We start from the raw sequence: 18,469 nt of genomic DNA on the forward strand, positions 1-18,469 counted from the left end.
AATGGAATGGCTTCAATTAGACTTGCAATTTTTTGCAGGTGAAAAAACGGAAAGAGCAACACCTAAAAAAAGACAAGATGCCAGAAAGAAAGGACAAGTCCTAAAGAGCCAAGATGTTACCAGCGCTATTGTCCTGCTATCTGTTTTTCTATTTCTACTCGTTGGTGCTGGATCCATGCGCGATAGAATCCTTTCTTTTTTTAAACAAACCTTTTCTAAATACATGCTTATGGATTCTTTATCAATAGAGGTTGCCGTACAGATTTATAAAGATGTAGTAGTCGAAATGGCATATGTTTTATTGCCGATTATGGCCATTGCTGTTGTAGCAGGCGTAGTAGGAAACTTTTTGCAATTTGGCCTACTCTTTACGACAGAGCCATTAAAATTTGACTTAACAAAGTTAGATCCTATTAAAGGTTTAAAAAGAATTATTTCCGTGAGATCAATAATTGAATTACTAAAATCTATTTTAAAAATTTCTTTGATTGGTTCAGTAACAACAGCCATTCTCTGGATGAATATTGATGAAGTATTAAGTCTTTCTTTTAAATCTCCAGGAGCAACCTTAAGAACAATAGCAAAACTGACTGTACTAATGGGGATTGCTGCTTCTGTTGTTTTATTAATTATAGCTATACTTGATTATCTTTATCAGAAATTTGACTATGAAAAAAACCTAAAAATGTCTAAGCAGGACATTAAGGATGAATATAAAAATTCAGAAGGTGATCCGCTTATTAAGTCCAAAATTAAGCAAAGACAGCGCGAAATGGCTATGAGGAGGATGATGCAAGAAGTACCGCATGCCGATGTGGTGATTACTAACCCGACACATTATGCTATCGCATTAAAATATGATGACCAAACAATGGATGCCCCGCAAGTCATTGCTAAAGGAACAGATTTGATCGCCCAAAAAATTAAGTTAATCGCAAAAGAAAATAATGTTGTGATGGTAGAAAATCGCCCGCTCGCACGTGCAATGTACGATCAAGTAGAAATCGGAAAGCATATTCCAGATGAGTTTTTTAAGGCCGTAGCTGAGGTGTTAGCGTATGTATATCGAATTAAGCAAAAAATTTAAGGGCCAGAGGGAGAGATAATATGAAATTTCGCGATATTGCGGTATTAGCAGCGGTTATTATGATTGTAGCGATGCTCATCATCCCTTTGCCGCCATGGTTATTAAGTTTTTTAATCATTGTGAATATAACACTTGCATTACTTGTTCTGTTAACAGCTATGAACATGAAGGAAGCATTAGAATTTTCTATCTTCCCTTCGCTCTTATTATTGTTAACGTTATTCCGATTAGGACTGAACGTTTCCACTACACGTGCTATTCTAACTGGTGGAGATGCAGGGAATGTGGTAGAAACTTTCGGAACATTCGTTGTCCGTGGCAATGTTCTGGTAGGATTAGTGGTATTTGTTATTTTAGTTATTATTCAGTTTATTGTTATTACAAAAGGTTCAGAGCGTGTATCAGAAGTAGCAGCACGTTTTACATTGGATGCAATGCCTGGTAAACAAATGGCCATTGATGCGGATTTGAACGCAGGTTTAATTTCTGAAACGGAAGCGAGAGAACGCCGTGAAAAAGTGAGTAATGAAGCTGACTTCTATGGATCAATGGATGGTGCCACTAAATTTGTAAAAGGTGATGCCATTGCAGCAATCATCATTGTAATGATCAATTTAATTATCGGATTAGTAATCGGTATTGTACAAATGGATATGGAATTTTCGGATGCAGTCCATTTATTTACGACTTTAACGGTTGGTGATGGTCTAGTTTCGCAAGTGCCAGCATTATTGATTTCAACTGCGACTGGTATCGTTGTTACTCGAGCAGCATCAGAGGGTAATCTAAGTACAGATATTACTGGACAGCTCTTTACAAATCCTACATTGATTTATATAGCAGCTGGTACTATTTTTACTTTAGGCCTAGTAACGCCGATTAAATTTATCTATACCGTTCCTGTGGCTGCTATCCTTGCATTTATCGCCTATCGACTGAAAAATGCACATAAAGAAGATATTGAAGAATTAGAACAAATCGAAGAAGTAGAAACGACAGACAATTTAAAAAGCCCTGAAAATGTTGTTAATCTATTAAATGTTGATCCCATTGAGTTTGAGTTTGGTTATGGCTTGATTCCTCTTGTTGATGCAACGCAAGGTGGAGATTTACTAGATCGTGTTGTTATGATTCGAAGGCAATTGGCCCTTGAATTAGGGATTGTCATTCCAGTAGTCCGAATTCGCGATAATATTCAGCTTCAGCCTAATGAATATCGAATTAAGATAAAAGGCAGTGAGATGGCACATGGAGAGTTGCTTCTTGATCATTATCTAGCAATGAGCCCAGGCGATGATGATTCGATTGAAGGAATTGATACAGTAGAACCGTCATTTGGGTTACCAGCTAAATGGATTACAGAACAAGTGAAGGAAGAGGCTGAGATGCTTGGTTATACAGTTGTTGACCCGCCTAGCGTTGTCTCTACGCATTTAACTGAAGTGATTCGAGCAAATGCAGCTCAATTATTAGGCAGACAAGAGACTAAACAATTGATAGACCATTTACAAGAGACAGCACCAATTTTGGTTGAAGAAACAACGCCAAGTCCGCTGTCTATTGGCGAGATCCAAAAGGTATTAGCGAAGCTTTTGGCGGAAAATGTATCTATACGGAATTTGCCTATTATATTTGAAACATTGGCTGACTACTCCAAGTTAACATCTGATGTGGATGTATTAACAGAGTATGTAAGGCAGTCATTAGCACGACAGATTACGACGCAGTATTCAAATGGCGAGCAAGAGCTGAAAGTGTTGACTGTTTCAGCTAAAGTAGAAAAAATGATTGCAGATAGTATCCAACAAACAGACCATGGGAATTATCTGGCAATGGATCCAAATGACTCTCAAGCTATTTTAGAGTCCATTGCAAAAGAAGTGGAACGTATTGCCTTGTTTGAGCAATCACCTCTTATCCTTTGTTCGCCTGCTGTACGCATGTATGTAAGGCAGCTAACAGAAAGATATTTTCCACAAATTCCAATCCTATCATATAACGAATTAGAAGCATCGATTGAGATTCAAAGCGTTGGGGTGGTGAATGTAGAATGAAAATGAAGAAATATACGGCATCAACGATGGCTCTTGCAATGAAAAAAGTGGAGCAAGACTTAGGTGATGATGCAATCATTGTAAGTTCGAAAGTTGTCTATTCAAAGGGCTTCTTAGGAATGTTTAAAAAAAAGAGTATAGAAGTCATCGCGGGTAAGGAACCAGTAAGAAAGACTACAAGCGTTTCTATTCCTGCTATAGACGATTCGCCGAAAGATGCAGTACTTCCTAATGAACACTCAGAGAAAATTAATAAAGAGTTGGCAGATTTAAAATCATTAGTTAAAACAATACAAAGACAATCGGTCAGTTACCAATATCCTGATGAATATGAGGAAATCATTCAACGACTAGAACAGCAAGAGCTAAATCCTGAGCTCATCACAGCAGTAGGTGATGAGCTCTTTCAAGTGAAGAAAAATGGAAACGAGAAATTAGCGAAAGAGGACTATAAAGAGCTAGCTAAAGAAGAGCTTATTAAATTATTACAAGGGCTCCCATTTGGAGGACTTTCGTATAACAAAAAATATATCAATGTTTTAGGTCCGACTGGCGTCGGCAAAACGACAACCATTGCGAAAATGGCAGCACTTGCTGTTTTGCAGAAAAAGAAGAAAATTGGTTTTATAACAACAGATACGTATCGAATTGCAGCAATTGAACAATTAAAAGTCTATGCGAACTTACTTCAATCACCAGTAGAAATAGTTTATAGCAAAGAAGATTATGAACAAGCACTAGTCAAGTTTGATTCATTGGATATTGTTTTTATTGACACAGCGGGAAGAAATTATCGAGAAGCAAAATATATCAATGATTTACGTGAACTAATAGATATAGGAGATAATATGGAAAATTATCTGGTGCTCTCATTGACAGCGAAAGAACAGGATATGACAGAGATTATAGATCAATTTTCAGAGATTCCTATTGAAAAGTTCATATTTACTAAGATGGATGAGACAATTTCCATTGGCTCAATGATCAATTTAATGGTTAAATATAAGAAGGGACTTGCTTACTATACGAATGGTCAGGAAGTACCAGAGGATATTGAGGAAGCTACTGCTGAAAATATAGTCGAATTGCTCATTCAAGGAGATTAGTTATGAAAGATCAAGCTCAATCATTAAGAATGAAAATGCAGCAAAATGCCCAGTTAGGAAAATCAATTGCCGTTGTGAGCGGAAAAGGTGGGGTAGGAAAGAGCAATTTTACTACTAACTTTTCTAATATGCTAATGTCCTATGAAAAAAAAGTGATTATTATTGATATGGATATTGGAATGGGAAATGTCCATATTTTATTAGGTAGAAGTGCTCGCTATAGCTTAAAAGATTACTTGCAAGGCGAAGTGACACTTGAAGAAGTGATATATGATGGACCCAATAATTTGAATTATGTCTCTGGTGGGACGGGATTAGCAAGCATTTTAGAATGGACAGATGAAATGGTTGATCGTCTGCTTCTTGCTTTTGCAAAACTACAGAAAGACTACGACTATATCTTATTTGATATGGGAGCTGGCGCCACTAACTGGTCTTTAGACTTACTAAATGCTGTTGATGACATTATTGTCATTTCTACCACAGAGCCGACATCCATAACAGATGCATATTCTATGATGAAGTATATTCATTTTAAAGATCGAGAAAAAAATTTCTATTTGCTTTGTAATAGAGTAATAACAAATGAGGAAGGAACCGATACATTAATTAGACTTAAACAAACAATGGCGCGTTTTTTGTCAAAAGACGTAACAATATTAGGATCCTTGCCTGAAGATCCTATAGTTCCGAAAGCTGTAAAACAACAAGAGCTTTTTACAATCTTATATCCCAATAGCAAGATTGCTAAAACAATGGAAGATATTACGAAGAGATATATAGAAGGGCATGCTTATGACGGCCTTATAACGCAACAGCCAAATAAGTTTATTTCTAAATTAAGAAGTATTTTTTTAAAAGGGCGTGATTAGTTGTCTATTATTCATTCCAAATCATTATTAATTGTCGATGATTCAGCATTTATGAGAAAGTTGTTGTCTGACTTTTTTGCAGATCATCCATATATTCGGGTTGTTGGCACAGCGAGAAACGGAATGGATGCAATAAAGAAGATTCAAATGTTGAAGCCTGACATTGTCACAATGGATATTGAAATGCCATTAATGAATGGCCTTGAAGCTTTAAAAGTTATTATGAAGGACCATCCACTGCCTGTGATTATGTTGTCTAGCGCAACCCAAAGCGGGGCAAAAAGCACGTTTGAAGCGATGGATGCCGGTGCAGTAGATTTTATTCCAAAGCCAAGCGGCGCTATTTCACTTGACTTAAAGGATATTAAATCGGACATTATCCGTATTGTAGAAAATGCAGCTACGGTCCATGTGTCTAAGTTGACGAAAAAAAGAGAACCAATAGATGAAAAGTTCAACATTTCAAAAAATTTATTGGGAGATCAAAAAACAGTAAAGCCTTTAAATGAATCAAATGTTAAAACCCAAACGAGTACATCATCAACACAAAAAAGTTGGCATACAAATGCTAAAAAAATCGTATTGATTGGCACTTCAACAGGAGGACCGCGTGCACTGCAAGAGGTCATCCCCTACTTGCCTCAAGATATGAAAGCACCTGTCATTATCGTTCAGCACATGCCGATGGGCTTCACCAAATCATTGGCTAACCGGTTGGATCAATTGTCCAAAATTCGAGTGAAGGAAGCAGAGCAAGGAGACATTTTGCAAAATGGTGTGGCATATATAGCTCCTGGAGGTTATCATCTTCGCCTTCGGAAAGTCGCAAAAACATATGCAATTGAACTGGACAATGTAGAACCACCAAATGGAGGTCATCGTCCTTCTGTCGATATTATGTTCGATAGCGTTAGCCAGTTTAATGATCTCGACAAAATAGCTGTTATCATGACAGGTATGGGTTCTGACGGGACAAAGGGCTTGCAGGCTCTGAAAAGAAACGGAAATGTGAAAGCAATCGCCGAATCAGCTAATACAAGTGTTGTATATGGAATGCCTAAAGCGGCCTATGCGACAGGTTTGGTAGATGAAGTAGCAGATTTACACGATATTTCAAAAACAATAATGAAATATTTGACTTAAGGGAGGACTCTTCATGGATACAAATCAATATTTAGAGGTCTTTATAGATGAGAGTAAAGAACATCTTCAATCATGTAACGAAAATTTGCTGGCTCTAGAACAAAATCCACATGATCTAGCTATCGTAAATGAAATATTTCGGAATGCCCACACCCTAAAAGGGATGTCTGCCACAATGGGATTTGAAGACCTAGCAGACTTAACACACAAGATGGAAAACGTATTAGATGGTATCCGCAATGAAAAAATTACAGTAACGCCAGAAATTCTAGATGTAGTATTTGAATCCGTGGATCATCTTGAAGCAATGATTGATGATATCTCTGGCGGAGGTGATGGGAAAAGAGATGTTACGAGCACTGTACAAAAATTAAAAATGATTGAGAACGGTGAAGAAATCGTACAAGCTTCTGATGCGAAAGAGGAAGTACAAGAATCTGGACCATCTTCAAATGAGGCTTTGCAATTTGATGAATTTGAATTAACAGTGCTTCAGCAATCTCGCGAGCAAGGTTTTCATACATATGAGATTGCCGTCATGCTACGTGCTGACTGTCTTTTAAAGGCTGCCCGTGTTTATATGGTATTTGATATTCTTGAAAAATTGGGTGATGTGGTGAAATCTTCGCCATCTGTAGATAAATTGGAAGAAGAACAATTCGACCAAGAATTCCACGTTGCCTTTATAACCAAAGAGCCAATTAACGACTTACAAAGTAAGCTAATGAAGGTTTCTGAAGTTGAACGGATTACTATCACGCCAATTGATGAATCAAAGGCTAATGAAGAGGCTGCAGCTACAACGGTAGAAGAAACAGCAGAAGTAGTTTCTAAAGATGAAAAAACAACCAAAGAGACTCCAGTCCAAAAAGCAGCAAACTCAGTACCAAATAATAAGGTCACAGAGAAGAAAAGTGCCCAAGGTAGTAAAACAATCCGCGTTAACATTGAGCGATTGGATATTTTGATGAACTTATTTGAAGAGCTTGTAATTGATCGTGGGCGTTTACAATCAATTGCTGGTGAATTGAATCATGGCGAGTTGAATGAAACCGTAGAAAGAATGGCACGCATTTCTGGCGACTTGCAGAATATTATTTTAACCATGCGCATGGTGCCAGTTGAAACAGTATTCAATCGTTTCCCAAAAATGGTGCGTCAGTTAGCCCGCGATTTGCATAAAAAAGTTAATCTTGAAATCATCGGTGCAGAAACTGAATTGGATAGAACAGTTATTGATGAAATAGGTGATCCGCTTGTCCATTTAATTCGCAATGCTTTAGATCATGGTGTAGAAGATCCAGAAGCACGTAAGAAAGCTGGCAAAACAGAACAAGGTAATATCGTTTTGCGCGCTTATCATAGTGGTAACCATGTATTTATCGAGCTTGAAGATGATGGAGCTGGAATCAATAGAGAACGAGTTTTAGAAAAAGCGATTGCTAAAGGAATTGTTACAGCTGAAGCTGCAGAATCAATGTCAGATCAACAAGTGAATGAATTAATTTTGTCTTCAGGCTTTTCAACAGCTTCAGTTATTTCTGATATATCTGGTCGTGGAGTAGGCTTAGATGTGGTTAAATCTACAATCGAGTCATTAGGCGGTAATATTACGATTGAATCTGTAGAAGGCAAAGGTTCATTATTCTCTATACAGTTACCACTGACTCTATCGATTATTTCAGTGATGCTTGTTGAAATTGAAAAAGAAATTTATGCTATTCCGCTCTCATCTATTATTGAGACATCAATTATTCGGAATTCTGACATTATGAATGCGCATAATCAAAAAGTAATCGATTTTCGCGGGAAAGTTGTGCCTTTATTATTCCTTGATGAATTCTTTGATGTACCTCGCCCAGAACCAAAGCATGATGAATTCCATTCTGTAGTTCTTGTGCGAAAAGGAGAAAAAATGGCAGGATTAGTGGTCGATTCGTTTATAGGCCAGCAAGAGATTGTGTTGAAATCATTAGGAAATTACTTAACAAATGTATTTGCCATTTCGGGGGCTACTATCCTTGGAAACGGCCAAGTAGCATTAATTGTAGACTGTAATTCACTAATTAAATAATGTTTAGAAGGTTAGGTGAGCACTTTGGAAAAAGCAGTAGATTTGGATAGTGTGAAAGTTATTGTGTTTCAATTAGGGGAAAAAGAGTATGCCATTCCAGTGAACCAAGTGCAAGGCATTGAAAAAGCGATGCATATTACGCGCGTACCTAAAACGCCCAGCTACGTTAAAGGTGTCATTAATCTAAGAGGTGTGGTAACCCCCATTATTGATTTGCGCGACCGGTTCAACGTGAAATCAACGGTAGAAAATGATGATACACGCATTATAATTATATCCCTAGATGATATGGAAGTAGGTTTTATTGTAGATGCTGCCAATGATGTGATGGATATCCCGACGAGTTCAATTGAACCTCAGCCTGAAGTGGTCGGCTCATTCGAGGAAGAATTTATATCAGGCGTAGCAAAGACAGATAAAAGGCTTCTTATTCTATTAAATTTAGAGAAAGTACTTCATACCTTAAAATAAGGGGGCATTTTCTTGTCTTTTAAAAATAATATCACCTCCGTTCATTTAGATGTATTGAAAGAGATTGGAAATATAGGAGCAGCGCATGCAGCTACTGCTCTTTCTAATTTATTGAATACAAAGATAGATATGAAAGTTCCATATGTTAAAATGGCTTCATTTAATGAAATTATGGAATTTGTTGGCGGTGCAGAAAGTGTTGTTGTAAGTATTTATCTTCGAATCGAAGGCGATGCAACCGGAGGGATGTTCTTCATCCTATCAGTTGAACAAGCCAACCATTTTATTCGCAAATTAATACATGATGACAAATTTGACTTTCAAGATACAAATGTATCGGATATGGGCATTTCAGCTATGCAAGAGCTTGGTAACATATTATCAGGTTCTTATTTATCATCCTTATCTGATTTTACAGGGTTAAAGATTCAGCCTACCCCACCTGCGCTGACAGTAGATATGTTCGGTGCCATTATAAGTTATGGGTTAATTGAACTTTCGCAAATCGGTGACCATGCTATAGTCATTGACACGACGATTTTTGAAGAACATATGGAAGGCTCAGAATCCGTACATGGACATTTCTTTTTATTGCCGGATCCTGAATCTTTCGAAACAATCTTTAGTGCATTAGGGGTTTTGTAAAATGATAGAAAGCGTGAGCACCGTAATAAAAGTTGGAATTGCACAAATGGATATAGTCAAGTCGCCTCACACGATCCGCACATCAGGCCTAGGTTCATGCGTTGGCGTCGTTTTATACGATGAATTTAAGGGTATTGCTGGGTTAATCCATGTAATGTTGCCGGATTCATCCCTTTCACGAAGCGATTCTCTAAATGTAGCAAAATTCGCTGATACGGCAATACCGGCCATGCTTGAGCAGTTAAAAAGAGAGGGCGTTCATCCTTTTCGGTTAAAGGCTAAAATTGCAGGAGGCTCCCAAATGTTTCAATTCGCTACAAATAGAGAATCAATGCGAATCGGGCCAAGAAATGTAGAAGCAGTCAAACAACAACTGAAAAATTTCTCTATTCCTATTGTAGCTGAGGATACAGGCGGTAACAGCGGCAGAACGATTGAGTTTGATACAGCCAATTCATTATTGCAGATTCGCACGGTCAACCAAGGAGTGAAGGAGATTTAATGGCGGGTTCTATTTTTTACAATTGGTGGGCAGCACTAGCTGCTTTCACGATTTACTTTTTTTGCAACCTTCAATCGGGTGATACACCCACTCAAATTCTTATCCAAACATTTATCATTGCGTTAGTCGTTTTTATCGCTTCTTTTCTTGTACGTTATTTGATTGCTTTTGTTATGTACACACCCACTGAAATTGAACAAGAAGAAAATCCAAGCAATGAACATATTGAAGTCAATGAAGAGATGGAAAAAGCTGATCTAGAAGTAAATACAGAAAGCCAAGCAGAGGAGCTGGCGAAAGCAGTGAAGAGTATGATGGCGCAAGATGAATAATATTAAAAAGGGAGCATATAATTTGGCTCCCTTTTATAGTAAGTATTTGATATAATATGGTTAAATATTAGGGGGGATACGAAATGCAAACAACCACACAAGAAGAACAGAAACTTTGGCAAAACTGGGCAGCAACACGCGATCCTCATGCAGGTGATCTACTAATAAAAAAATATACACCCCTCGTTTCGTATCATGTACAGCGAATAGGTACAAATCTACCAAAGAATATCTCAAAAGATGAATTAACGAGTCTTGGAATGATGGGGTTGTTTGATGCACTTAATAAATTTGATATTAACAGAGATTTAAAGTTTGATACATATGCCTCTTTTCGTGTTCGTGGCGCGATTATTGACGGCCTACGAAAAGAAGATTGGCTTCCACGCTCTGCGAGGGAAAAGTCTAAAAAAATGGAGTTGCAAATTGAGGCAATGGAGCAACAATTAGGGCGCCATGTCACCCCTGAAGAAGTTGCAGAGCAATTAAATATAAATGTTGATGATGTGTATCAGACGATGCAAGAACATTTTATGTCTAATATATTGTCAATTGACGAACATAATACTGACCAAGACGATACTGAGATTAAGTCTTTTGCTATAAGAGACCATCTTACAAAAACCCCTGAAGAGGAAGCAGTACGAACAGAACTTTTACAGGATTTGGTTGAAAGTATTTTAAAATTAAATGAAAAGGAACAGCAAGTCCTCAGCTTATTTTATACAGAGGAACTGACACTTACTGAAATTGGGGAAATGCTTCATCTTTCCACTTCCCGCATTTCACAAATCCATTCAAAAGCAATCTTTAAGTTGCGCAAAATATTATCTGCTGAAATGCCAAATGAATAGCCGATAGGGGACAGTAGGATGAGTTTGAAATTTGTTGAGTTGCAAATAGCCTTGCCTAAAACCTTTGAAGCAGGCAAAATATCGGAACAACACCAGCAACAAGCCCTGCTAGGACAGGAATTAGCAAGCAGAGCACATCAAAAACAAGAAGCTAGAAAGAGGACATCTGTCTCAGAATCCAGTCCAACTGGAAAAGCTAAAAAGGAAGCTGTCGCTCATAGAACTGAGTCTGCCTCCCAGGAAAATAATGAAAAAAACAGCGCTAAGATCAATGATTTAACGCATCCTTTTGCAGGACATTTAGTAGATTTTAAAGGGTAGGTAAAAATATGGTAATAGGTATAGTCTTTTTGTTTATCACTCAAGTTTTAAGCTTTTATTTTATTGCATTACTTTATGTCAAAATTTCTCGTTTAAGAGATATAGAAACTCATCAGACAAAAGTCAGAGATGAATTGGAGGCTTCCCTTGGTGCTTATTTAGCGGAGATAAGAGATGAGAATGACCGTCTCATTGCAGAGTTGGCAACCAAAACACATCAAACGTTTGAAAACAGAACTAGCAATGAAAAAGAAGGTCAGAAGAAGGACCACCCTTTAGTAGAAGAAAGCAGCTTCAATAACTTTAAAATGCCACGTAATAGCGTGGCAAAGGCCTACCAAAAAAATACTAAAAAAAATACGCCAAAAGCAACTTTTCAAGATCATTTGGCCGTAAACATGGAACAGCCCAAACCATTAACAATGGAAGAAACGGTAAAAAAATATTATCGTAGCGGGAAGTCTGTGGATGAAATTGCAAAGCTCCTTCAAAAAGGGAAAACTGAAGTAGAGTTGCTTTTAAAGTTTGGGCAATAATATTTCTTGCAGAATACCAGGTGATATGATATATTATCAAATGGTGTTACATTACACACGTATTCTGATATAGGAGAAGGTGCTCGAATTTCGAGTTGCTCTTATAAAGGACGAATGCGGCGGACAAAAAAACCATATCAGGAGGAACTATCATGTCAGTAATTTCAATGAAACAATTACTAGAAGCTGGTGTACATTTCGGTCACCAAACACGTCGTTGGAACCCAAAAATGAAAAAATATATTTTTGTGGAACGTAACGGAATTTATATTATCGACTTACAAAAAACAGTTAAAAAATTAGAAGAGGCTTACGACTTCATGCGCCAAGTTGGCGAAGACGGCGGTAAAGTACTTTTCGTTGGTACTAAAAAACAAGCTCAAGAAGCAATTAAAGAAGAAGCAGAACGTTCAGGTAACTACTATATCAACCAACGTTGGTTAGGTGGTACTCTTACAAACTTCGGTACAATCCAAAAACGTGTTGCACGTTTGAAAGAGATCGAAAGAATGGAAGAGGACGGAACTTTTGAAGTTCTTCCTAAAAAAGAAGTTGTTCAACTTAAAAAACAACACGAACGCCTTGTTAAATTCTTAGGTGGTATCCGTGACATGCACGCTCTACCAGACGTTATGTTTGTTGTAGATCCTCGTAAAGAACGTATTGCAGTAGCGGAAGCTCGCAAATTAAACATTCCGTTAGTAGCAATGGTTGATACAAACTGTGACCCAGATGAAATCGACTACGTTATTCCTTCAAATGACGATGCGATCCGTGCTGTAAAATTAATTACTTCAAAAATGGCAGATGCTTTAATCGAGTCTAAACAAGGCGAAGAAGAAGCAGTTCCAGCTGAAGAGGTTGCAGCTGAGTAATTTCTGATTAAAAAACAGGTGATAAGCGGCTAAACCCTCTTATCACCTTTTTTTGAGAATAATAAAAATAAAGTGGAGCTTTGCTTGCTTTATAAACCAATGAACGCATAATAGAAAACGGCCGTAACTTTTTTGGTAAGCGTACCAATCTATTAAAGCAGAAAGTTGGTTTAATGCTAATTATTGGGGTATTCTTAAATAAACACACAGTGTACTGATGTCTCTTTATTTGCTGGATTATATAATTTAAGGAAATATTGCATTAGCATCTACACCGGACGTTGGACTTAAGTTCCCTATATAGCTGGAATAATTCATGTGAATTTATAAGGAGGAATTTTCAATGGCAGAAGTAACTGCAAAAATGGTTAAAGAATTACGCGAAAAAACTGGTGCTGGTATGATGGATTGTAAAAAAGCATTAGTAAAAGTAGATGGAGATATGGAAGCGGCAATCGACTTCTTACGTGAAAAAGGTCTTTCTTCAGCTGCTAAAAAAGCAGATCGTATCGCAGCAGAAGGTACAACTTATATCGAAGTAAAAGGCAATGACGCTGTACTTTTAGAAGTAAATGCTGAAACAGACTTTGTTGCTAAAAACGAAGGATTCCAAAAATTGGTTAAAGAATTAGCGGATCACTTATTAGCTGCAAAACCAGCTACTCTAGAAGAAGCTATGGATTCAAAAATGGAAAACGGTGCAACTGTTGCTGAACATATTTCCCAAGCAATAGCTACTATCGGTGAAAAAATCACTCTTCGTCGCTTTACAGTTGCTTCAAAAACAGATGCAGATGCATTCGGCGCTTACTTACACATGGGCGGACGTATCGGTGTGTTAGCTGTTCTTGAAGGTACTACTGATGAAAACGTAGGAAGAGATGTTGCAATGCATATTGCTGCATTAAATCCAAAATACATCGCTCATGACCAAGTTTCTGAAGAAGAAATCGCTCATGAACGCAAAGTATTAACTGAACAAGCACTTAACGAAGGTAAACCAGAAAATATCGTAGCAAAAATGGTTGAAGGCCGTCTTCGTAAATATTTCGAAGAAATTTGCGTACTTGACCAAGCATTCGTTAAAAACCCAGATCAAAAAGTGGGCGACTACATCAAATCTGCTGGCGCTACTTTAACTTCTTTCGTGCGCTATGAAGTTGGCGAAGGAATTGAAAAACGCGAAGACAACTTTGCAGAAGAAGTAATGAGCCAAGTAAAAGGCAAATAATATATTCGTATGAATAGCAAAAAAAGTAGGGAGCACATCTTTTTCGTGTTCCCTCTTTTTCAAGAAAAAGCATGATGGAGGTTCCAAAGAGTATGCAGCAGTACAAAAGAGTAGTCATTAAGCTTAGCGGAGAAGCCCTTGCCGGAGAAGAAGGGTTTGGCTTATCTCCTAAAATCGTCAAATCAGTTGCAGAGCAAGTGAAAGATGTAGTTGAGCTTGGAGTAGAAGTAGCATTAGTAGTAGGTGGCGGAAATATTTGGAGAGGCAAAATTGGTGCTGAAATGGGCATGGAACGGGCAAATGCTGATTATATGGGCATGTTGGCCACTGTAATGAATGCTTTAGCATTACAAGATTCACTTGAAAATCTAGATGTACCTACTCGCGTACAATCATCAATTGTTATGACGCAAGTTGCTGAACCTTATATTCGCAGAAAAGCAGTTCGCCATTTAGAAAAGAAACGTGTTGTCATTTTTGCAGCAGGAACAGGAAATCCTTATTTCTCTACTGATACTACTGCAGCTTTACGTGCAGCTGAGATTAATGCAGATGTCATTTTAATGGCTAAAAATAATGTAGATGGCGTATACTCTGCAGATCCAAGAATAGATACAGAAGCAGTGAAATATGAACAACTAACATACTTAGAAGTTATTCAGCAAGGACTACAAGTAATGGATTCAACAGCGTCCACTCTTTGTATGGATAATGATATCCCACTTATTGTGTTCTCTATTACTGAAAACGGTAATATTAAGCGCGCTGTGTTGGGAGAAAACATTGGAACAATCGTGAGGAGGAACCCATAATGTCGAAGGAAGTTTTGGCGAAAGCTGAAGAGAGAATGGACAAAGCAATACAAGCATTTAGCCGTGCACTAGCAACAATTCGTGCAGGCCGTGCAAATGCTTCTTTACTAGACCATGTAAATGTGGAATACTACGGTGCACCAACACCTATTAATCAGCTTGCTGGCGTCTCTGTGCCAGAAGCACGTCTTCTAGTAATCCAACCATACGATAAATCTGTACTAGGTGAAATTGAAAAAGCTTTATTGAAGTCTGACATCGGCATTACACCAACTAACGATGGTAACGTCATCCGTCTTTCAATTCCTGCTTTAACAGAGGAACGCCGTAAAGATCTTGTGAAACTAGTGAAAAAAGAAGGCGAAGATGCAAAAGTTGCTATTCGTAATGTACGCCGCGACGCAAACGATGATTGCAAAAAACTAGAAAAAAACGGCGAAATTACTGAAGACGATTTGCGTGGATATTCTGAAGATATCCAAAAATTGACTGATGCCAACATTGAAAAAGTAGATCAAATCGCTAAAGAAAAAGAAAGCGAAATCCTATCCGTTTAATCATAGAACCTTGTCTTTTTCAAGGCGTCCTATAACTCAGGGACGTCTTTTTTGTTTTACATGCTCCTTATGAAGAAAGCGCATTTAAGTTGATACATAGCTTTCCCTAATACCTATCCATTTAGATTGGCTCTAAGTTTTAGGCTAAGCATTTTTTTTGTTTAGATTAAGGAAATTAATTGTTATTTTTGGTATGATAGAGGAAGTATACGTTCCGATTTGTAAGTTAGTGGAGGATTCTAAATGTTAGATAAATTCGGATGGAAGAAAACTGAAAAAAAAGACCTGTCATTGCAAGCGCAAATGGAACTGATTCAAATGCAAGAGGTGCCAAAGCATATCGCTATTATAATGGATGGTAATGGTCGCTGGGCAAAAAGCCGAGCTTTACCACGCTTTATCGGGCATCGTGAAGGCATGCATAATGTACGTGTGATTACAAAAGCTGCAAACGCCATTGGGGTTGGAGCGATTACACTATATGCTTTTTCTACAGAGAATTGGAAAAGACCATCAACTGAGGTAGATTTCTTAATGCGTTTACCGGAAGAATTTTTGGCTGACTTCCTGCCCGAGTTAATGGAGTTAAATATTCGGGTCGAAATGATTGGCGAAATGGATGGGTTGCCTTCGCATACAAGTCGAGCTGTGCAAAATGCAATGGATAAAACGAAAGATAATACAGGCATGGTGCTTAATTTTGCATTTAATTATGGTAGCCGCAGAGAAATGGTTCTTGCAGTACAAAAGATCGCGAGCCTTGTACAGCAAGGTGAACTTAACATGTCATCAATAACTGAAGAAACAATTTCTGAACAATTAATGACGTCAAGTATTGGGGATCCAGATTTACTAATACGAACAAGCGGTGAATACCGAGTAAGTAACTTTTTATTATGGCAACTCGCATATACGGAGTTCTTTTTTTCTGATATACACTGGCCAGAGTTTAAAGCGGAGCATTTGTACAGTGCAATAATTGATTACCAAAAACGCAATCGCCGTTACGGGGGATTGAAAGGAGAATAATGAAAGTTGAAACAGCGGATTATCACAGCAATTATTGCTGCGCTTTTATTTATTCCATTCGTGGTATACGGAAATTTGCCGTTCACACTATTAGTGTATGTGATGGCAGCGATTGGATTATATGAAGTTTTAAAAATGAGAGGAATAGCTTTACTGTCAGTTCCCGGAATTATTACGATACTGCTACTATTTGTAGTATTAATGCCGAAACAATGGAGCTTACAACTACAAGAAGCCACTTCTTTTTCGCAAATAGAATACATGTTTATAGCAGCAATTCTATTGCTGATTTATACTGTCTTTGTAAAAAATAGTTTTACCTTTGATGATGTAGGATTCTTGGTAATCAGTGCATTGTATGTAGGAATTGGCTTTCATTACTTCATTACTGCAAGGGTGGAAGGATTGGCATTTGTTGTTTATGCATTGGTCATCGTGTGGACAACGGATTCTGGCGCCTATTTTGTCGGAAGAAAATTAGGCAAACGTAAATTATGGCCGGAAATTTCACCGAATAAGACTGTTGAAGGCTTTTTGGGTGGCATTGTGGTTGCAGTCATTGCAGCTTTAATATTCCAGGCAATTGTAAAGCTAGATTATTCATATGTCACAATTATACTTATTTCCATTGTTGCGTCCATATTTGGCCAGTTAGGGGATTTGGTAGAATCCGCTATTAAAAGGCATTATGACGTGAAGGATTCCGGTAAAATCCTTCCTGGACACGGTGGCATTTTGGATCGTTTTGATAGTATCTTATTTGTTTTGCCACTGCTTTATTTTTTACACTTTATTGGTTAAGGGTGATTAGTAGATGAAACGTATCAGTTTATTAGGCGCAACAGGCTCAATTGGATTACAAACATTAGACATTGTGAGGGAACATCCTGATCAATTTTCAATTGTAGCTTTTGCTGCTGGTAAAAATATTGAGCTTACAAAGGAAATAATAAAAGAGTTTAAGCCTAAGTTGGTATCTGTTCAACTAGAGGCGGATGCACAAAAACTTGCAAAAGAATTTCCAGACTCAGAATTCACGTATGGTGCTCAAGGGTTAATAGATGTAGCTACATATACTGACAGCGATATACTATTGAATGCTGTCTTAGGCAGTATTGGACTAGAAGCTACTTTGGCAGCGATCCAGCAAAGAAAAATGATTGCAATTGCGAATAAAGAGACACTTGTCACAGCGGGACATTTGGTCATGAGTGAAGCTAAGAAATACGGTGCACCGATTTTGCCTGTAGATAGTGAGCACTCAGCACTTTGGCAATCAATGCAGGGTGAAAATCCAAAATCTGTCTCAAGACTTATCTTAACGGCTTCTGGCGGTAGTTTTAGAGATCAAACACGTGATGAATTGGAGAATGTTACAGTTAAAGAAGCTCTAAATCATCCAAATTGGTCTATGGGAGCAAAAATTACAATTGATTCTGCTACATTGATGAATAAAGGTTTGGAAGTCATTGAAGCAGCGGTGTTGTATGATATGCCATACGATAAAATTGACGTATTAATCCATCGAGAAAGCATTATTCACTCGATGGTTGAATATCATGATACAAGTGTGATGGCACAGTTAGGTACACCGGACATGCGTACACCAATCCAGTATGCTTTAAGTTATCCAGATAGGTTGCCGCGCTCTAATGCAGAAAGACTGGATTTAGCGAAAATTTCTCAACTGCACTTTGAAAATGTTGACTTAAAACGTTTCCGCTGCCTTGATTTTGCTTATCAAGCAGGTCGGATGGGAGGCTCTATTTTAACAGTTATGAACGCTGCGAACGAAGCAGCAGTAGGTGCCTTCTTACAAGGAAAGATCAAGTTTCTTGAAATAGAAGACATCATCGACAGAATGATGAACCAACATGAGAATATTAGCAACCCAGATTTAGAAACTATTTTACAAGTAGATAAAGAAACGAGAAAAACGATTCAAACCATGCTAAAATAGCAATAGTA

At 37.8% G+C, this 18,469-nt stretch carries 20 protein-coding genes; all 20 read left to right on the forward strand.

Annotated features, from left to right (window positions below):
• Nucleotide 1 precedes the first annotated feature (1 nt).
• The 20 genes from flhB (at nt 2) to dxr (ending at nt 18,461) form a co-directional block, all read left to right on the forward strand.
• Nucleotides 2-1,087 (forward strand): flagellar biosynthesis protein FlhB, encoded by a 1,086-nt coding sequence (gene flhB, locus M2M59_RS05125; protein ID WP_249775686.1) that lies wholly within the window; start codon nt 2-4, stop codon nt 1,085-1,087.
• Nucleotides 1,088-1,107: 20 nt separating this feature from the next.
• Nucleotides 1,108-3,141: a flagellar biosynthesis protein FlhA gene (gene flhA, locus M2M59_RS05130; protein ID WP_147194129.1), complete on the forward strand. Its 2,034-nt coding sequence runs from the start codon at nt 1,108-1,110 to the stop codon at nt 3,139-3,141.
• Nucleotides 3,138-4,247, forward strand: a complete 1,110-nt coding sequence (gene flhF, locus M2M59_RS05135) for a flagellar biosynthesis GTPase FlhF (RefSeq protein ID WP_249775687.1) — start codon at nt 3,138-3,140, stop codon at nt 4,245-4,247. The genes flhA and flhF overlap by 4 nt, the downstream gene beginning before the upstream one ends.
• Before the next feature lie 2 nt (nt 4,248-4,249).
• A complete protein-coding gene (locus M2M59_RS05140) occupies nt 4,250-5,119 on the forward strand; it encodes a MinD/ParA family protein (RefSeq protein WP_249775688.1) in 870 nt (289 codons plus the stop codon).
• A 51-nt stretch (nt 5,120-5,170) separates the two neighbouring features.
• The gene (locus tag M2M59_RS05145) at nt 5,171-6,262 is read left to right on the forward strand and encodes a protein-glutamate methylesterase/protein-glutamine glutaminase (RefSeq protein WP_249775978.1); all 1,092 of its coding nucleotides are present in this window, start codon (nt 5,171-5,173) and stop codon (nt 6,260-6,262) included.
• A gap of 13 nt (nt 6,263-6,275) precedes the next feature.
• Nucleotides 6,276-8,336 (forward strand): chemotaxis protein CheA, encoded by a 2,061-nt coding sequence (locus M2M59_RS05150; protein WP_249775689.1) that lies wholly within the window; start codon nt 6,276-6,278, stop codon nt 8,334-8,336.
• A gap of 24 nt (nt 8,337-8,360) precedes the next feature.
• A complete protein-coding gene (locus M2M59_RS05155) occupies nt 8,361-8,807 on the forward strand; it encodes a chemotaxis protein CheW (RefSeq protein ID WP_147194123.1) in 447 nt (148 codons plus the stop codon).
• A 12-nt stretch (nt 8,808-8,819) separates the two neighbouring features.
• Nucleotides 8,820-9,452 (forward strand): chemotaxis protein CheC, encoded by a 633-nt coding sequence (locus M2M59_RS05160; RefSeq protein WP_066785654.1) that lies wholly within the window; start codon nt 8,820-8,822, stop codon nt 9,450-9,452.
• A 1-nt stretch (nt 9,453) separates the two neighbouring features.
• Nucleotides 9,454-9,954: a chemotaxis protein CheD gene (locus tag M2M59_RS05165; RefSeq protein WP_147194121.1), complete on the forward strand. Its 501-nt coding sequence runs from the start codon at nt 9,454-9,456 to the stop codon at nt 9,952-9,954.
• Nucleotides 9,954-10,286: a hypothetical protein gene (locus M2M59_RS05170; protein ID WP_147194120.1), complete on the forward strand. Its 333-nt coding sequence runs from the start codon at nt 9,954-9,956 to the stop codon at nt 10,284-10,286. Before M2M59_RS05165 ends, M2M59_RS05170 begins: the two co-directional genes overlap by 1 nt.
• An 83-nt stretch (nt 10,287-10,369) precedes the next feature.
• Nucleotides 10,370-11,140, forward strand: coding sequence for a FliA/WhiG family RNA polymerase sigma factor (locus M2M59_RS05175; RefSeq protein WP_147194119.1), 771 nt, complete (start codon nt 10,370-10,372; stop codon nt 11,138-11,140).
• A gap of 18 nt (nt 11,141-11,158) precedes the next feature.
• Complete coding sequence (locus tag M2M59_RS05180; protein WP_147194117.1) at nt 11,159-11,461, forward strand: RNA polymerase subunit sigma; 303 nt, start codon at nt 11,159-11,161, stop codon at nt 11,459-11,461.
• Nucleotides 11,462-11,469: 8 nt separating this feature from the next.
• Nucleotides 11,470-11,997: a hypothetical protein gene (locus M2M59_RS05185; protein ID WP_249775690.1), complete on the forward strand. Its 528-nt coding sequence runs from the start codon at nt 11,470-11,472 to the stop codon at nt 11,995-11,997.
• 152 nt (nt 11,998-12,149) lie between these two features.
• On the forward strand, nt 12,150-12,872 hold the full coding sequence (rpsB, locus tag M2M59_RS05190; RefSeq protein WP_066785674.1) for a 30S ribosomal protein S2: 723 nt from the start codon (nt 12,150-12,152) through the stop codon (nt 12,870-12,872).
• Nucleotides 12,873-13,215: 343 nt separating this feature from the next.
• Nucleotides 13,216-14,103, forward strand: coding sequence for a translation elongation factor Ts (gene tsf, locus M2M59_RS05195; RefSeq protein WP_066785683.1), 888 nt, complete (start codon nt 13,216-13,218; stop codon nt 14,101-14,103).
• Between the two features lie 74 nt (nt 14,104-14,177).
• A complete protein-coding gene (gene pyrH / locus M2M59_RS05200; RefSeq protein ID WP_066785685.1) occupies nt 14,178-14,915 on the forward strand; it encodes a UMP kinase in 738 nt (245 codons plus the stop codon).
• A complete protein-coding gene (frr, locus tag M2M59_RS05205; RefSeq protein ID WP_147194113.1) occupies nt 14,915-15,472 on the forward strand; it encodes a ribosome recycling factor in 558 nt (185 codons plus the stop codon). Before pyrH ends, frr begins: the two co-directional genes overlap by 1 nt.
• Nucleotides 15,473-15,715: 243 nt before the next feature.
• Nucleotides 15,716-16,501, forward strand: a complete 786-nt coding sequence (locus tag M2M59_RS05210) for an undecaprenyl pyrophosphate synthase (protein WP_147194111.1) — start codon at nt 15,716-15,718, stop codon at nt 16,499-16,501.
• A 6-nt stretch (nt 16,502-16,507) separates the two neighbouring features.
• Entirely contained in the window at nt 16,508-17,302 is a 795-nt protein-coding gene (locus M2M59_RS05215; protein WP_249775691.1) for a phosphatidate cytidylyltransferase, read from the forward strand.
• 13 nt (nt 17,303-17,315) lie between these two features.
• Nucleotides 17,316-18,461 carry a 1-deoxy-D-xylulose-5-phosphate reductoisomerase gene (gene dxr, locus M2M59_RS05220; RefSeq protein WP_249775692.1) on the forward strand — a complete coding sequence of 382 codons (1,146 nt, stop codon included), beginning with the start codon at nt 17,316-17,318 and terminating at the stop codon, nt 18,459-18,461.
• Nucleotides 18,462-18,469: the final 8 nt, after the last annotated feature.

Origin of the sequence: Rummeliibacillus sp. G93 (genome assembly GCF_023515935.1) — a bacterium.
In the GTDB taxonomy this organism is placed as follows: Bacteria; Bacillota; Bacilli; order Bacillales_A; family Planococcaceae; genus Rummeliibacillus; species Rummeliibacillus stabekisii.

What these genes read in the sequence shown, in the direction of transcription:
- flhB (WP_249775686.1), top strand. Translation starts at nt 2, where the DNA reads ATGGAATGGCTTCAATTAGACTTGCAATTTTTTGCAGGTGAAAAAACG.
- M2M59_RS05175 (WP_147194119.1), top strand. Translation starts at nt 10,370, where the DNA reads ATGCAAACAACCACACAAGAAGAACAGAAACTTTGGCAAAACTGGGCA.
- tsf (WP_066785683.1), top strand. Translation starts at nt 13,216, where the DNA reads ATGGCAGAAGTAACTGCAAAAATGGTTAAAGAATTACGCGAAAAAACT.
- pyrH (WP_066785685.1), top strand. Translation starts at nt 14,178, where the DNA reads ATGGAGGTTCCAAAGAGTATGCAGCAGTACAAAAGAGTAGTCATTAAG.
- M2M59_RS05210 (WP_147194111.1), top strand. Translation starts at nt 15,716, where the DNA reads ATGTTAGATAAATTCGGATGGAAGAAAACTGAAAAAAAAGACCTGTCA.
- dxr (WP_249775692.1), top strand. Translation starts at nt 17,316, where the DNA reads ATGAAACGTATCAGTTTATTAGGCGCAACAGGCTCAATTGGATTACAA.
- M2M59_RS05165 (WP_147194121.1), top strand. Translation starts at nt 9,454, where the DNA reads ATGATAGAAAGCGTGAGCACCGTAATAAAAGTTGGAATTGCACAAATG.
- M2M59_RS05145 (WP_249775978.1), top strand. Translation starts at nt 5,171, where the DNA reads ATGAGAAAGTTGTTGTCTGACTTTTTTGCAGATCATCCATATATTCGG.
- M2M59_RS05140 (WP_249775688.1), top strand. Translation starts at nt 4,250, where the DNA reads ATGAAAGATCAAGCTCAATCATTAAGAATGAAAATGCAGCAAAATGCC.
- flhA (WP_147194129.1), top strand. Translation starts at nt 1,108, where the DNA reads ATGAAATTTCGCGATATTGCGGTATTAGCAGCGGTTATTATGATTGTA.
- M2M59_RS05170 (WP_147194120.1), top strand. Translation starts at nt 9,954, where the DNA reads ATGGCGGGTTCTATTTTTTACAATTGGTGGGCAGCACTAGCTGCTTTC.
- rpsB (WP_066785674.1), top strand. Translation starts at nt 12,150, where the DNA reads ATGTCAGTAATTTCAATGAAACAATTACTAGAAGCTGGTGTACATTTC.
- flhF (WP_249775687.1), top strand. Translation starts at nt 3,138, where the DNA reads ATGAAAATGAAGAAATATACGGCATCAACGATGGCTCTTGCAATGAAA.
- M2M59_RS05150 (WP_249775689.1), top strand. Translation starts at nt 6,276, where the DNA reads ATGGATACAAATCAATATTTAGAGGTCTTTATAGATGAGAGTAAAGAA.
- M2M59_RS05180 (WP_147194117.1), top strand. Translation starts at nt 11,159, where the DNA reads ATGAGTTTGAAATTTGTTGAGTTGCAAATAGCCTTGCCTAAAACCTTT.
- M2M59_RS05185 (WP_249775690.1), top strand. Translation starts at nt 11,470, where the DNA reads ATGGTAATAGGTATAGTCTTTTTGTTTATCACTCAAGTTTTAAGCTTT.
- frr (WP_147194113.1), top strand. Translation starts at nt 14,915, where the DNA reads ATGTCGAAGGAAGTTTTGGCGAAAGCTGAAGAGAGAATGGACAAAGCA.